General features: G+C 63.0%; 16 protein-coding genes and 2 pseudogenes. 11 read left to right on the forward strand and 7 right to left on the reverse strand.

The annotated features are described in order from the left end of the window. The 3 genes and pseudogenes from F6X40_RS41880 to F6X40_RS21855 all read left to right on the forward strand — a co-directional run. Nucleotides 1–100 (forward strand): annotated as a pseudogene (locus tag F6X40_RS41880) (delta(1)-pyrroline-2-carboxylate reductase family protein); the annotation flags it as partial. Between the two features lie 235 nt (nucleotides 101–335). Beyond that, nucleotides 336–1817: a glucose-6-phosphate dehydrogenase gene (zwf, locus tag F6X40_RS21850; protein WP_090806032.1), complete on the forward strand. Its 1482-nt coding sequence runs from the start codon at nucleotides 336–338 to the stop codon at nucleotides 1815–1817. A gap of 169 nt (nucleotides 1818–1986) precedes the next feature. Then, nucleotides 1987–3132 carry a nucleoside hydrolase gene (locus F6X40_RS21855; protein ID WP_187629194.1) on the forward strand — a complete coding sequence of 382 codons (1146 nt, stop codon included), beginning with the start codon at nucleotides 1987–1989 and terminating at the stop codon, nucleotides 3130–3132. Between the two features lie 33 nt (nucleotides 3133–3165). Here the strand turns inward: F6X40_RS21855 and F6X40_RS21860 are convergent, their stop codons facing one another. Continuing rightward, nucleotides 3166–4122 (reverse strand): LysR family transcriptional regulator, encoded by a 957-nt coding sequence (locus F6X40_RS21860; protein ID WP_184034115.1) that lies wholly within the window; start codon nucleotides 4120–4122, stop codon nucleotides 3166–3168. A 385-nt stretch (nucleotides 4123–4507) separates the two neighbouring features. Here F6X40_RS21860 and F6X40_RS21865 point away from each other — a divergent pair, with 385 nt between their 5' ends. Then, nucleotides 4508–4921 carry a hypothetical protein gene (locus F6X40_RS21865; RefSeq protein ID WP_187629195.1) on the forward strand — a complete coding sequence of 138 codons (414 nt, stop codon included), beginning with the start codon at nucleotides 4508–4510 and terminating at the stop codon, nucleotides 4919–4921. Here F6X40_RS21865 and F6X40_RS21870 read toward each other — a convergent pair. After that, complete coding sequence (locus F6X40_RS21870) at nucleotides 4866–5918, reverse strand: NAD(P)-dependent alcohol dehydrogenase (RefSeq protein ID WP_187629196.1); 1053 nt, start codon at nucleotides 5916–5918, stop codon at nucleotides 4866–4868. The genes F6X40_RS21865 and F6X40_RS21870 overlap by 56 nt on opposite strands. A 338-nt stretch (nucleotides 5919–6256) precedes the next feature. Between F6X40_RS21870 and F6X40_RS21875 the strand changes: the two genes are divergently transcribed. Continuing rightward, nucleotides 6257–7225, forward strand: a complete 969-nt coding sequence (locus F6X40_RS21875) for an AraC family transcriptional regulator (RefSeq protein ID WP_187629197.1) — start codon at nucleotides 6257–6259, stop codon at nucleotides 7223–7225. Here the strand turns inward: F6X40_RS21875 and F6X40_RS21880 are convergent. Genes F6X40_RS21880 through F6X40_RS21890 form a run of 3 tightly spaced genes read right to left on the reverse strand, consistent with a single transcriptional unit; the run spans nucleotide 7222 to nucleotide 9360 of the window. Further along, nucleotides 7222–8028: a molybdopterin-dependent oxidoreductase gene (locus tag F6X40_RS21880; RefSeq protein WP_187629198.1), complete on the reverse strand. Its 807-nt coding sequence runs from the start codon at nucleotides 8026–8028 to the stop codon at nucleotides 7222–7224. The genes F6X40_RS21875 and F6X40_RS21880 overlap by 4 nt on opposite strands. Beyond that, nucleotides 8025–8675 carry a cytochrome b/b6 domain-containing protein gene (locus F6X40_RS21885; protein ID WP_187629199.1) on the reverse strand — a complete coding sequence of 217 codons (651 nt, stop codon included), beginning with the start codon at nucleotides 8673–8675 and terminating at the stop codon, nucleotides 8025–8027. Before F6X40_RS21885 ends, F6X40_RS21880 begins: the two co-directional genes overlap by 4 nt. A gap of 43 nt (nucleotides 8676–8718) precedes the next feature. Beyond that, on the reverse strand, nucleotides 8719–9360 hold the full coding sequence (locus F6X40_RS21890; RefSeq protein ID WP_184069292.1) for a hypothetical protein: 642 nt from the start codon (nucleotides 9358–9360) through the stop codon (nucleotides 8719–8721). A gap of 232 nt (nucleotides 9361–9592) precedes the next feature. Between F6X40_RS21890 and F6X40_RS21895 the strand changes: the two genes are divergently transcribed. The 3 genes from F6X40_RS21895 to F6X40_RS21905 all read left to right on the forward strand — a co-directional run bounded on the left by F6X40_RS21895 (nucleotide 9593) and on the right by F6X40_RS21905 (nucleotide 12065). Further along, nucleotides 9593–10264, forward strand: coding sequence for a heavy metal response regulator transcription factor (locus F6X40_RS21895; protein WP_187629200.1), 672 nt, complete (start codon nucleotides 9593–9595; stop codon nucleotides 10262–10264). Next, nucleotides 10261–11661 (forward strand): heavy metal sensor histidine kinase, encoded by a 1401-nt coding sequence (locus F6X40_RS21900; protein WP_187629201.1) that lies wholly within the window; start codon nucleotides 10261–10263, stop codon nucleotides 11659–11661. The genes F6X40_RS21895 and F6X40_RS21900 overlap by 4 nt, the downstream gene beginning before the upstream one ends. A gap of 101 nt (nucleotides 11662–11762) precedes the next feature. Continuing rightward, nucleotides 11763–12065: a putative quinol monooxygenase gene (locus F6X40_RS21905; RefSeq protein WP_184067164.1), complete on the forward strand. Its 303-nt coding sequence runs from the start codon at nucleotides 11763–11765 to the stop codon at nucleotides 12063–12065. Nucleotides 12066–12111: 46 nt separating this feature from the next. Here F6X40_RS21905 and F6X40_RS21910 read toward each other — a convergent pair. Together F6X40_RS21910 and F6X40_RS21915 are read right to left on the reverse strand one after the other, a co-directional pair. After that, nucleotides 12112–12321, reverse strand: a pseudogene (locus F6X40_RS21910) (histidine kinase); the annotation flags it as partial. 145 nt (nucleotides 12322–12466) lie between these two features. Continuing rightward, nucleotides 12467–13225, reverse strand: coding sequence for a GntR family transcriptional regulator (locus F6X40_RS21915; protein WP_184008499.1), 759 nt, complete (start codon nucleotides 13223–13225; stop codon nucleotides 12467–12469). 269 nt (nucleotides 13226–13494) lie between these two features. On the opposite strand from F6X40_RS21915, the gene F6X40_RS21920 reads away from it, so the two are divergent. The 3 genes from F6X40_RS21920 to F6X40_RS42440 are packed head-to-tail and all read left to right on the forward strand — an operon-like array spanning nucleotide 13495 to nucleotide 14219. After that, a complete protein-coding gene (locus F6X40_RS21920; protein WP_187610244.1) occupies nucleotides 13495–13836 on the forward strand; it encodes a UxaA family hydrolase in 342 nt (113 codons plus the stop codon). 34 nt (nucleotides 13837–13870) lie between these two features. Beyond that, a complete protein-coding gene (locus F6X40_RS42435; protein ID WP_262421502.1) occupies nucleotides 13871–14023 on the forward strand; it encodes an Ldh family oxidoreductase in 153 nt (50 codons plus the stop codon). Between the two features lie 10 nt (nucleotides 14024–14033). Next, nucleotides 14034–14219: a hypothetical protein gene (locus F6X40_RS42440; protein ID WP_262421503.1), complete on the forward strand. Its 186-nt coding sequence runs from the start codon at nucleotides 14034–14036 to the stop codon at nucleotides 14217–14219. The last annotated feature ends 121 nt before the right edge of the window (nucleotides 14220–14340 follow it).

A 14340-nucleotide genomic window follows, 5' to 3' on the forward strand; every position in this document is an offset into this window, starting at 1 on the left:
GCCCTTGCCGGCGGGGCCGGTGGTGTTCAAGAGCGTAGGCTGCGCGGCGTGGGATCTGGCCGCGTGCCGGGTCGCGCGTGACGCGCTGGCGCGCGGCTGACCGTCAGCGGCCCAACCGGCAAATATCGCGCAAAATATCCCGAATAAACGACTGTCTGGCGCGCAAGGTTGGCAACTTGCGCTAACCTGCGGCAGATGCTGCCGTGCAAACTATCTCAAAACGCTGCACCATAGATGTTTGCCGGAAAAAGCGCCATAGCGGACGTGAGCCGTAGCCCGTCCGCCCGCCGCCGATTCCTGATCGACGCCTTCCCCCTAGACGCTGCGACCGTGCCATGACGACCCAACAAGCTCCTGCCACACCCGACCTGCCGCTCGACATGATCATCTTCGGCGGCACCGGCGACCTGTCGTTCCGCAAGCTGCTGCCCGCGCTGTACATGGCGCATCTGCACTGCAACCTGCCGCCCGATACCCGCATTCTGACGATCGGGCGCAAGCCCTGGTCGCGCGAGGAATACATCAGCGAATTCATGGAGCAGAAGGCGAAGCCCTTCATCGACGAAAAAGCGTTCGACGCGTCGGCGTGGGACAAATTCCTCGCGATTTTCGAATACGTGAGGATGGACGTCGATGCGGCCGAGGACTACCTGCGCCTGAAGGAAGCGTCGCGCGACGGCGTGAACCGCGTGTTCTATCTGGCGACGTCGCCGGATCTGTTCACCCATATCTGCGACAACCTGTCGTCGGCCGGGCTCGTCGACGGCAATTCGCGGGTGGTGCTCGAAAAGCCGCTCGGCCACGATCTCGCGTCCGCTCAGGAGATCAACAACGCGGTCGGCAAGCATTTCGAAGAAGCGCAGATCTACCGGATCGACCACTACCTCGGCAAGGAAACCGTGCAGAACCTGATGGTGCTGCGCTTCGGCAATCCGATTTTCGGGCCGCTGTGGCAGGCGCCGTACATCAAGAGCGTGCAGATCACAGTGGCCGAAACGGTCGGCGTGGGCAGCCGCGCGGGGTTCTACGACAAGACCGGCGCGCTGCGCGACATGGTGCAGAACCACCTGCTGCAACTGCTGTGCATCGTCGCGATGGAGCCGCCGGTGTCGCTCGATCCCGACGCGGTGCGCGACGAAAAGCTGAAGGTGCTGCGCTCGCTGCGGCCGATGACGCCCGAGGACATCGCGCGCGACACGGTGCGCGGCCAGTACACGGCGGGCGCGGTGGATGGCGAGGCGGTCAAGGGCTACCTCGAGGAAGACAACGTGCCGGCGGGCAGCCGCGCCGAAACCTTTGTCGCGTTGCGCGCGCGGATCAACAACTGGCGCTGGGCCAACGTGCCGTTCTTCCTGCGCACCGGCAAGCGAATGCAGAAGAAGCTGTCGGAGATCGTCATCGAATTCTCCGATCTGCCGTTCTCGATCATCCCGAGCGGTGGACGAACCTACGGCAATCGTCTGGTGATCCAGTTGCAACCCGAAGAGTCGATCCAGTTGCAGGTGCTCGCGAAAGAGCCGGGCAGCGGCATGCACATGCTGCCGGTGAGCCTGAACCTCGACCTGCAGCAGGCGTTCACCGAGCGTCGCGCGGAAGCCTATGAGCGGCTTCTGATCGACGTGATCCGCGGACGTCTGACGCACTTCATGCGCCGCGACGAACTCGAAGCGGCGTGGGCGTGGGCCGAGCCGATTCTCGAAGGCTGGGCGAAGTCGGGCGAGCGGCCGCGCTCATATTCGGCGGGCACGTTCGGACCGGCGGCATCGACCGCGTTGATGACGCGGGAGAACGCCGTGTGGGCGGAGGAATCGCAGTAACGGGCTTTTACAGCGCTCTATTCGAAGCGGCTCGCGACGTTGCAGTGGCGTCGCGAGCCGCTTTTGCGTGTGCTGTCGTTGCCGCGCTGATCATTCGTCATTCATACGGCTTGCGCCTATGATGGTTTCCTTGTCCGCGTCACTCAGCGGCATTCCAAACGGGGCATCGATGGGGCGAATTCTCGTGGCATTGATCTGGGCGGCAAGCGTGGCAATCACACTCGATCTCACGGCTTGCGCCAGCAGCAGTCTCGATGCCCGGAGCGATCCGCCGAAGGTGATCATCGACAGCGACTACAACACGCTCGGCGACGACGGCCAGCTCGGGGTGATGGCCGCGCAATTGCAGGCGCAGGGCTCGTTGAAAGTGCTCGGCATTACCGTGGTGTCGGGCAATCAGTGGCTGAAGCAAGGTGTTGCCGATGCGCTGAAATCGGTCGAACGACTCGGCGTCGAACAACAGATCGGCGTCTATGCGGGCGCCAACCACGCACTGACGCACGACTTCAAAACGATCCAGCGGGAACTGAAGGAATTCCCCGGCGGCGATGGCTATGTTGGCGCATGGAGCAAGCCCGAGCCGAAATCGGCTACCGACCTCGTCGCGCCGCCGGACGGCTTCGCGACGCACACGAAGGTGCAGAGCCAGAGCGCGATCGACTTCATCGCCGAATCGGTCAAGCGGTACCCGGGCGAGGTGACGATCCTCGCGATCGGTCCGCTGACCAACATCGCGTTGGCCACGCGCGAGCATCCCGAGATCGTGCCGCTGATCAAGCAGATCATTTACATGGGCGGCGCGATCGACGTGCGGGGCAATACCACGCCCACCGCCGAATTCAACTGGTGGTTCGATCCCGCAGCGGCGAAAGCGGTGCTGCGTCTGCCGATCAGACAGACGGTGATTCCGCTCGACGTGACGGATACCGTGAAAATGGATAAGGCACTGTACGATCGCGTCGCGCACGATCCGGCGAAGCAGACCATCATCACGCAACTGTTCAGGGCGCTGAACGGCTACGGATACGACGGCAAGAACGGCTTCGAGACCAATCCGAACTACACGACGAACATCTGGGACACCCTGACGCTCGCCTATCTGATGCATCCGTCGTTCGCGACGCAGACCGTCGAGGAGTGGGTGGATGTGGATACAGGCTTCGGCGCCGACGATGGCAAGGCAAGGGGCTACACGAGTTCGCCGCCGCCGGGTTTGCAGAAGATGACGGTCGTCAAACGGTTTGATAATCCGGCGTTTTTTAATTTCTATGTCGATCTGCTGACGCGGCCGGTGCCGGTGCGGCCGTTGGACTAGTCAACGCGCGAGCGCCGCGCACCCGCACCCGCTTCACGCGGGATGCAGGCCGCGCAGCAACTGACGCACGCGCGACAGATCCTGCTCGACGTGCCCGGCTTTCTCGAACAGCTCCGCGAGCCAATCGACGAACGCGCGCACGCGCGGCGAGACGCGGCGGTTCTTCACATACGCGACCGAGACCGGCATCGGCACGGGTTTCCATTGCGGCAGCACTTCATGCAGCAAGCCCGAATCGAGGTAAGGCTGCGCGGCGATGCGCGCGGGCTGGATCATGCCGAGGCCTTGCAGTCCGCAGGTCAGGTACGCCTGTTCGTCGCTGACTTGTACGAAGCCGTTGAGCTTGACCTTGCGCGCTTCGCCGCCCACTTCGAAATCGAAGTCGCATTCGCGGCCGCTATGCGGCGACACGCAGTTGACCGCGACGTGCGCGCGCAGATCGTCGAGATCGGCGGGCGTGCCGTGGCGGGCCAGGTAGGCCGGACTCGCGCAGGTGACCTGATCGAGCGTGCCGAGTTGCCGCGCGACGAGATTGGAATCGGGCAATTCACCGAGCTGGATGCTGCAGTCGATTGCTTCGGAGACCAGATCGACGGTGCGGTTGCTGACGCCGATCGCGAGGTCGAGGTTCGGGTAACGGGTGTGGAAGTCGTCTAGCGACGGCAGCACGATTGCACTCGCTACCGCGCTGGGCATTTCGATGCGGAGGCGGCCGGTGAGGTTGTCGGTCGAATTACGGAGGCTGGCTTCCATTTCGTCGATGTCGGCCAGGATTTGCGCGCAGCGTTCGTAGTAGGCGGCGCCCTCCGGCGTGATGCTCAGGCGGCGCGTCGTACGGACTAACAGCGCTGTGCCCAGCAGGGCTTCCAGGTTCTGGACGATCGTCGTCGCCGTTGCACGCGGAATGTTTAATGACTCCGCTGCGCGGGTGAAGCTGTTGGTGTCCACGATTCGGATGAATGTGCGCATTGCAGTTATTCTGTCGATCACTGGGATGCTCCAAATGGTTTTCTGTTTTTTTGCCTGCGGCGGATTTGTCTTTGTTCTTGTGGTGTTGGCCTTTCCTTGCTGACTTGTCGGTCTATTGGCGTTGCCCCTGTGCGGGGCGGCACCTACTTTCTTTGCTGCTGCAAAGAAAGTAGGCAAAGAAGACAGCTCAAACCGCTAATTCTTAAGCGGGCACCGTGCTCCACGAATGGCAGTGGTGCATCTGGAATCCGTGCCCCCGCACATTCCACGGCAGTGACAAAGCCGTCATCCATCCCACTCCGCACTACGTGCGTCGCGGACGGGTATGCAAGGAAAACCAGAGTGCTTTTTTAGGTTGGTGAGGCCATCGGCTGCGCCTCGGCGACGCGCCGAAACGACCAATGGTTTGAAAACAGCGCTTCGGCGCGCGCAGCGCCGCCGGAAGAATGACGGCCTTGTCACTAACGCGGAGTGTGCGGGAACACAGATTCCAGATGCACCACTACCCGCGGTGGACAAAGGGACCCGCTTAAGAGTTAGCGGTTTAAAGCTGTCTTCTTTGCCTACTTTCTTTGCAGCAGCAAAGAAAGTAGGTGCCGCCCCGCACAGGGGCAACGCCAATAGACCGACAAGAAATCAAGGAAAGGCCAACGCCCTAAGAACACAGAAAAAAAGGGCGAAGGCAAAAAAACACAACAACAAAACAGAACCCCGCGCCGCAGGCGCAAAAAAAAACCACCCGCTGCGCGGCCAAAAAGTTGCTATTACTTCCGCATCGAATCCATATCAACCACAAACCGATACTTCACATCGCTCTTGAGCATGCGCTCATACGCTTCATTGATCTTCTGCATTGGAATCATTTCAATATCAGAAGTAATGCCATGCTCGCCACAGAAATCAAGCATCTCCTGCGTCTCGGCAATACCGCCAATCAGCGAACCAGCAAGGCGCCGCCGCTTGAAGATCAGATTGAACACCTGCGGCGACGGATGATCGTGCTCCGGAGCACCCACCAACGTCATCGTCGCGTCACGCTTGAGCAGATTCAAAAACGGATTCAGATCATGCTGCGCAGCCACCGTATTGAGAATGAAATCGAAGCTATTCACATGCGCTTCCATCTCCTGCGGATTCTTCGAAACCACGACTTCATGCGCGCCAAGCCGCTTCGCATCCTCGATCTTCGACGGCGAGGTCGTAAACAGCACGACATGCGCGCCCATCGCCCGAGCCAGCTTCACACCCATATGGCCGAGTCCACCGAGGCCGACAATCCCGACTTTCTTGCCCGGGCCCACGCCCCACGTGCGTAGCGGCGAATACGTGGTGATGCCCGCGCACAGCAGCGGCGCGACACCCGCGGGGTCGAGATTCTGCGGCACGCGCAGCGTGAAAGCCTCATCGACGACCAGTTGCGTCGAATAGCCACCGTAAGTGACCTGTCCGTCGACGCGATCGACACCGTTATACGTGCCCACCCAACCGTTCTCGCAATACTGCTCGAGACCTTCCGCGCAGCTCGAACAGGTGCGGCACGAATCGACCAGACAGCCGACCGCGACGAGTTCACCGACCTTGTACTTCGTCACCTTCGGACCAACCGCGGTCACACGGCCTACGATCTCGTGGCCCGGCACGACCGGGTAGATCGTGTGCTTCCATTCGTTGCGCGCCTGATGCAGGTCAGAATGGCACACGCCGCAGTACAGCACTTCCATCTGCACGTCATGGGCGCGGGGTGCGCGGCGCTGGATTTCAAATGGGGCGAGCGGCGCGGTGGCGTCGGTCGCTGCATAGGCATACGTCGTGCTCATGGATAGCTCCAGCAAAGAGGGTGATGGCGCAACATGCGACGCGCCGACGATGCGCAACACTCGGTTGCGGATGCGGCGGGCCGCAGCATGAACCGGGATCGGGGCGCGAGCGTTTGGGGGCCGCCGTTGGCAAGCTGTCGGCGCATGGCGGTCGATGACCGCGCACGCTGCGCGCGTCGAAAAAGGCGATCCGGCAGGGTTCCCATCTTAGGGACCGGTCGCTGCCCGGGGAATACCTGATCGTCTTGAAGGTTTGCCTAAAACTCTGGAGGGGCAGCACGACAGGCTGTTTGATGCTAAATTTCAAGCATTATTCTCCTGGCCGTCGCCATATCGTCATGTCCACTCAAGCTGTCGGTTCCATTCCGGAAGACCCCGCGCAACGCCGCTTGCTCGAACTGTTCAACCTGCTCGCGCCGAATGCCGGCATGACGCGCTCGAGCCTCGAAGGCGTCAGCCTGCTGCGCGCGAATCGTCCGATGCCGCGCATGCCGGTCATGTACGAGCCGAGCATCGTGATCGTCTGTCAGGGGCGCAAGCGCGGCTATCTCGGCGATCAGGTGTTCCAGTACGACGCACAGCAGTACCTGGTGCTGTCGGTGCCGTTGCCGTTCGAATGCGAGACCGAGGCAAGCGAACAGGAGCCGTTTCTCGGCATGTCGGTGCGCGTCGATCTGACGATTGTCGCCGAACTGCTGATGGCGCTCAACGAAACCCAGGGCCTCGCGCAATACGAAGCGGCCGGCATGTATTCGACGCCGCTCGATGCCGCACTGAGCAGCGCGGTGCAGCGTCTGCTGGAGGCGCTCGCGTCGCCGCTCGACGCGCAAATCCTGGCGCCTGGCATCGTCCGGGAAATCTGTTATCGCGTGTTGACCGGCGAGCAGGGCGGCGCGATTCGCGCGGCGCTCACGCATCAGAATCACTTTGGCCGCATCGCGAAGGCGCTGCGGCGCATTCATGCGGACTACCACGCGTCGCTCGATGTCGATACGCTCGCGGCCGAGGCCGGCATGAGCCTCGCGGTGTTTCATGCGCAATTCAAGGCGGTCACCGCGACCTCGCCGATGCAGTACGTGAAGACCACGCGTCTGCATCACGCGCGTCTGTTGATGGTGCAGGATGGCTTGAATGCGGGCGCGGCCGCCGTGCGGGTCGGTTACGAAAGCGCGTCGCAGTTCAGCCGCGAGTTCAAGCGGCTATTCGGCCTGAGTCCCGTCGACGAGGTCAAGCGCATGCGCGTCGCTCACGATGCGCCGCCGCCGCGCGCGCACAAGCCGGTCCCGCGTTACGTGACCGCGGTCTAAAGCCCGCTGAACCAGTTGTAGCCCTGATCTTCCCAGTAGCCGCCCGGGTTCGTGTTGGTCACGAAGATCGCGGCGATGTGCTTCGGGTTCTTGAAGCCCAGCTTGGTCGGCACGCGCAGCTTCAGCGGATAGCCGTATCTGGCCGGCAGCGGCGCGTTGCGGAAATCGAGCGTCAATTGCGTTTGCGGATGCAGCGCGCTCGCCATGTCGAGGCTCGAGTAATAGCGGTCCGCGCATTTGAAACCGACGTAGCGCGCGCTCAGATCGGCACCGATCAGTTCGAGAAACGTGCGAAACGGCACGCCGCTCCATTGTCCGATCGCGCTCCATCCTTCGATGCACACGTGACGCGTGATCTGCGAGACCTGCGGCAACCTGCGCAGCTGCTCGAGACTCCAGCCGCGTTTATCCGCGACGAGCCCCAATACTTCGAGCCGATAGGTCGAGCCGTCGATATCGGGCGCGTCGAACTCGGGATAGAACGCGTTGAACGGAAACGGATCGGTGATATCGCGCGCCGAATAGGTCGGCGCGAGTTTGTTGCGATTGAACAGCCACGCCTGCACGCGGTCGTTCCAGCGCGACATCGCCCATAGCACCTTGTCGACGGAATCATTGTCCTGCAGGTTGCAGCCGGACAGCATCGCGAGCGCGCCGATCGATAGCGAGGAGCGCAGAAACAAGCGGCGTTGCAACTGCTCGATCCGCGGCCGGTGCTCGGCAAGCACGACGCGTGAGCGGCGCGCGTCTTCTGTATTGGCGTGCGTATCGTTCGCCATGTCGGTTCGTTGCGGGGCGCTCATGCGCGAGTCCTCTGGGAGGCTTGATCGGTGCGCTGCGCGTTGCGCCGGGCGCGTCCGGTGACCATCGGCGGCAACGTGCGCGGCACCAGCAGCACCAGCAGCAGATGCACGACGACAAAGCCGACCACGCCGGCCATCGCGACGAAATGCACGCGGCGCGCAAAATCGAAGCCGCCGAACAGCGCGGTTAGCCACGACAATTGCACCGGCTTCCAGATCGATAGTCCCGATGCGACCAGCAGCACGCCGAGCAGCAGTACCAGCAGATACAACGCGCGCTGCACGGCGTTGTACTTGCCGGTTTCGTGCGGCAGTCTTAGGCGCAACGCCAGCGCCGCATCGCGCGCCAGCTCGCGGGCACGCACCGGCAGCAGCTTGCGACGCAAATGGCCGCTCGCGACGCCATGCGCGAGATACAGCAGGCCGTTCGCGCACAGCAGCCACATCGCCGCGAAGTGCCATGCGATCGAGCCGCCGAGCCATCCGCCGACCGTCGCCCACACGGGGAACCGGAACGGAAAGATCGGCGACGCGTTATAGATCGCCCAGCCGCTCATCACCATGCAGGCCATCGCGAACGCATTGATCCAGTGCGTCACGCGAACGACGAGGGGATGAACGACCAGAAACGCTTGCGAGTCGGGCATTGGCTTCAAAGACGAGAGGGATGAAGACGAATGACGCGCCGCTTTACATCGGCGGCGTCACGCCATGCTCGCCGGCCGAAATGAAATTCGCCGCCATCGCGCCGTCCGCTTCCTTGTGCGCGAACAGCACGACCTTCGTGCCGGGCGTGAGCAACGCGCGGTTGCCCGGTTCCAGACTGACGATGGGCACGTCCTGCGGAATCACGATCTTCTTCTCGCCATCCTTGTACTTGATGGTAATCGTGCGGCCGTTGCTGACCACGAGCGAGCCGACCGTGCCGTTCGTCATCGTGCTGTTCGCGCCGAGATCCCACGGCCGATGACCTTCGCCCGAACCGCGCATGCTCGGCGGGAATACATGCACTTCGAGCGCCTTCAACGTGCCGTCGGGCTGCGGAATCGCGGCGGTGCCGACGTAGCTGTCCGGCTTGATGTCGCTGACGTTGGCGAGCGTGACGCCGCGAATCGGCGTGTCGGCGGCGAGCTTCACGTCGACGTCCTGACCATCGCGCGTGTGGACTTTGAGCAGATCGCCCGACAGCGACGTCACCGTGCCGCGCACGCCGGTCGGCGCGGCGGTCTGGGCCGAAGCCGCGAACGTCGTCGCGAGCAGCACGGCGGCGAGTGCGGGGACGGCGAGGGCGCGCAGCGTTCGTGCGCGGGCGATCTTCATGCGGGTCTTCATGAGGCAACTCCAGGAAGGGATGCAGCGTGGTGGACGGTGCGTTCAGACTAGCCGTCGCATCGGCTCATCAGAGTGACGGGAGGATGACAAAAACGTCATCAAGGGTCGATGGCGGCCACGTAGAATGGCCGCCGGGAGCGCTGCCGTTGTTCTCGAGCGCTGTCATCAGGCTTTTTTGCGCGTGCGAGCGCGGCCTTTACGGTCGCATCGCGCGAGAGGAGCAGCGAGCATCATGAGCATTCTGGTCATCGAAGACGATCCGAAAACCGGCGACTATCTGAAGAAGGGCCTGCGCGAGAATGGCTACACGGTCGACCTCGCGCGCACCGGCACGGACGGCCTGCATCTGGCGCTCGAGCATGAATACGAACTGGTCGTTCTCGACGTGATGCTGCCCGGCATCGACGGTTGGGAAATCATGCGGGCGTTGCGTGCGCGGCGCGATCTGCGGGTGATTTTCCTGACCGCGCGCGATCAGGTCAGCGACCGCATTCGCGGTCTCGAACTCGGCGCCGATGACTATCTGGTCAAACCGTTTTCGTTTACCGAGCTGGTGCTGCGCGTTCGCACGCTGTTGCGCCGTGGCGTGATCCGCGAGAGCGACGTGTTCGAAGTCGCCGACCTCAAGCTCGACGTATTGCGCCGCCGGGTCACGCGCGAGGGCGTCGACATTGCGCTGACCAACAAGGAGTTCATGCTGCTGCATCTGCTGGTGCGCCGCGAGGGCGAAGCGCTGTCACGCTCGCAGATCGCGTCGGAAGTGTGGGACATGAACTTCGATAGCGACACCAACGTGGTCGACGTGGCGATCAAGCGCTTGCGCGCGAAGATCGATCACCCGTTCGAGCGGAAGCTGATTCACACGGTGCGCAGCATCGGCTACACGTTTGGCGACGGCGCATGAAACTCTGGACCGAACGCTCGCTGATCGCGCGCACCACGTTGCTGTTCGCGTTGATCGCCTGCGCGGTGATCGGCTCGCTCGGCGCGTATTTCTATCATTCCGCCGAAGTCTCGCTGCAACGCCGCGCCGACGTCGTGCTGAGCGGCCGTGTCGAGCATTTCAGCCGCATCGTGCACGACCTTTATTCGGTCAGCGAATTAAAAAAGCGCCCGCTGCTGTTCGAGACGATGCTCGGCGCGGAAGAGGACGTGCTGATCTTCCGGCGGCCGGGCGAAGCGCCGTTCGTCGACGTGAATCCGGGCAGGCTCGCGGTGCCTGATCTACCGGTTGGCCCGGCGGGCAATCCGCCGCGTGCCGCCGACATGCGTCAGACGCGCCTGCCCGACGGCGTGCCGGTGCATTGGGCGGTTGCGACCGCGACAGCGCGCGAGGATGGCGCCGAAGTCGAGGTGATCGCAGGCCATCCGATGACGCACGAAATGCGCATGCTGGCCGAATACCGCAACCGCATCGTGCTGGCGACGCTGAGCGGCATGCTGGCCGCGACGCTGCTCGCTTACGGCGTGCTGCGCCGCGCGCTGCGACCGGTTCGCGAGATCGCCACGCGGGCCGCGCAAATCAGTCCGACGAACCTGGCGGTCCGGCTCGACGACGAAGCGGCGCCGGTGGAACTGCGTCAACTCACACACGCGTTCAACGCGATGCTCGATCGTCTCGCCGACGGCTATCAACGCCTGCAGCAGTTTTCCGCCGATCTCGCGCACGAGATTCGCACGCCGGTCGGCGCGCTGGTCGGCCAAACCCAGGTGGCGCTCGCCCAGCCGCGCGGAGCCGACGAATATCAGCAACTGCTCGAATCGAATCTCGAGGAGTTGAATCGCCTGAGCCATATTGCGGAGAACATCCTGTTTCTCGCGCATGCGGATCATGCGGCGTTGTCGATCGAGCGGCAGCCGGTCGATCTGCATGGCGAGCTCATCAGGATCGCCGACTATTTCGAAGGCCTGGCCGACGAGCGCGGGATGCGTTTCGAAGTCGACGCGGCGGGCGTCGCGTCTGCCAATCCGATGCTGTGCCGCCGCGCCATCAACAATCTGGTCGTCAACGCGGTGCGTTACGGCGCGGGCGACACGATCGTGCGCCTGCGCGGCGCGCAGGACGAAGCAGGCGCGCTGGTGACGGTCGAAAACGAGGGCGAGCCGATTCCCGCCGTGCAACTCGACCGGCTGTTCGACCGCTTCTATCGCGGCGACGCGGCGCGCAGCGCGTTCACCGAATCGAACGGACTCGGGCTCGCGATCGTGAAGGCGATCATGCATCTGCATGGCGGCGGCGCGCGTGTGGTGTGTCCGCGACCGGGCGTCGTGCGTTTCGAGCTGCGCTTTCCGGGTGCGTGACATGCCCGCGAGTTAAGTCCGACGCCGCTTCAGCTGCCGCCTATACTTTTCAAAGCGCTTTGAAAGGACCGTTCGCTGCCGAACTCACCAGGAGTCGCATCATGGTCAAGCTCGCTTTGTATGTCCGTCTGGAAGCCAAGCCCGGCAAGGAAAAGGAGGTCGAGGCGTTTCTGCTCGGCGGCCTGCCGCTCGTCGAGCAGGAACCGGCCACCGCCGCATGGTTCGGTCTGAAGCTCGGTCCGTCGACGTACGCCATTTTCGACGCGTTCGACGACGAAGCCGGCCGCGACGCGCATCTGAACGGCAAGGTCGCGGCCGCGTTGATGGAGAAGGCGGGCGAGCTGTTCGCGTCGCCACCGAGCATCGTCAAGCTGGATGTGCTCGCGGCCAAGCTGCCGGGCTGAGGTTGAGCGTTGCGTTGGCGTGGTGAACGCCTGACGCCGGCGAGCGTTACTTCGCCGCCGCGTCCGCCCCCGGCTGCGCCTCGTAGTGCGCGCGCTTTTCCTCGTACATCAGCAGGTCGGCGCGCTGCACGCCCGCTTCCAGCCGATCGCCGCGCTGGCAGGTCGCCGCGCCCATCGAGAAGCTCAGCGGCGAGCCCGGATAGAACTGGTTGTTCATCTCGACGAGCTGGCGGATCGCGTCGATCATCGCGGAGCCGCTCGTGAGCGGTATCCAGCATGAGGTTCTTGGGGGCGGAAGTGCGGCTATTTTAGACAGGTTGGCGCCGGCCGAAAATGAAAGACGATTGGCCTGTCGTTTTTGCGCAGATGTGATGTGAAGCGCAGGCGGCGACCGAGGTCCGCTATTTCTGATCGTCGCGCGCCGCGCGCGTGCCGATGTACTCGTACTCCTCGGTATTGAGCCGCGAAATGCGCAGTTCGACCGCGCTGCGGTGATACGAGTACGCGATGCGCCGGATCTCGAGCAGCGGCGCGCCGACTTCGACGCCTAGTTGTGTGCTTTCGAGCTCATTGGCGAGCGCCACGCTCACATGCTCATCGGTCTCGACCACGTTGATGCCGAAACCGTCCTGATAGAAGTTGTACAGCGTGTTCGGCCGGTTGCGCAGCTTGCTTTCCGTCAAGCCGGGAAACAGCGCTTCGGGCACGGTGATATGTTCGATCAGCACGGTCTTGCCGTGCAGCGCGAGCCCGTTGACGAACTGCAGAACGCGCGCGCCGGTGTCGATGCCGAGCGCGGCGGCCGCCTCGCGCGAGGCACGCGCCTTCCTGAACCCGATCAGCGTGACGACCGGGTAGGCCTTGTCGCCGTCGCGCCGCACGATGCGAAAGAAGCGGAAGAAGTGCCGGTCGCGCTGATGCATCGCCACGAACGTGCCGAGCCCCTGATGACGGATCAGAATGTTCTCGGCGCACAGTTCGTCGATGGCTTTGCGCAGCGTGCCGATCGACACGCCGAAGCGTTCGGCGAGGCGCTTTTCCGAAGGAATGCATTCGCCGCCTTTCCATTCGCCGGCCGCGAGCGCCGCGAGAATCGCGCTCTTGACCTCCTTGTACCGTGTGCCTCCCACTGCGGGCGCATTGATCGCGAGCGTGCTCATGAAAACCTCTGGGATACGCGAGTCGTGCCGTTCGCCGGGGTTGAACCTGCCCTGATTCTAAACGACCAGATCATCTAATCCACCTGGATGAATCGTATGTTGTCGGTGAATCGCGACAACGGCCCGGTTCTCGCTCAGTCGTCTAACACATATATATGACCTAGTTGACATTGGATAAGTCGCCGCCTAGTATCGATTCACCGCGGCGCACCTGGCTGCGCTGCCCCGGCGGCACCCTCACCGCATTCAAACTACGAATGGAGACGCTCATGAGCAATCCCACGGCAGACATCAACGACACCGCAGCGGGCGCGTCGGCGCCGCGCAGAACGATCCACATCGTGCTGCACGAGGCGAAAGACACGGTCGGCGTGGCGGTGGTCGAGGGCATCAAGGCGGGCACGCTGCTCAACGCATGGATCATGGACGACGACGAAATCGTCACCGTGCCGGCGAAGCAGGACATTCCGATCGGTCACAAGATCGCGCTGAAGGACATGGCCGTTGGCGACACGGTGTTCAAGTACGGCGTCGACATCGGCAAGGTGGTCGCGCCGATCAAGGCCGGCGAGCACGCCCACGTGCACAACATCAAGACGAAGCGCTGGTAGGCAGAGCAGCGCCGCGCGCGCCGCGCTCGACGGCATGATGCTGCCGTTCGGCGGCGCGAAAGGCGCGATGCTGGCGCTCGTGGTCGAGCTGCTGGCCGCCGCGCTGAGCGGCGCGAACTTCGGCTGCGAAGCGGGCTCGTTCCTGACCGAGGAGGGCGAGCGCTCGCGCATCGGCCACCTGTTCTGAGATGATGCTGATGGATGACGACGTGCGCCTGCCCGGTTATCGTCGGGAGCAGCTTGCGCAGGCGGCATACGAGGAGGGCGTCGAAATTCCGGATGCGCTGATCGCGCAACTGGAGGGCCGCGCTCAAACGAGCGTCCCAGCGCACCCAACCAATCTCACCCGACTGGACACGCCGTCGAAAAAAGCGCATAGCTGAAAGCGAAAGCGAAAGCGAAAGCGAAAGCGAAAGCGAAAGCGAAAGCGAAAGCGAAAGCGAAACCGAAACTATCGGTGCGCCGGATAGTTTTGCTCGCAAATCGCGATTTCCCTTGTGAGGC

The organism is Paraburkholderia sp. UCT31, from assembly GCF_014397655.1.
In the GTDB taxonomy this organism is placed as follows: domain Bacteria; phylum Pseudomonadota; class Gammaproteobacteria; order Burkholderiales; family Burkholderiaceae; genus Paraburkholderia; species Paraburkholderia tuberum.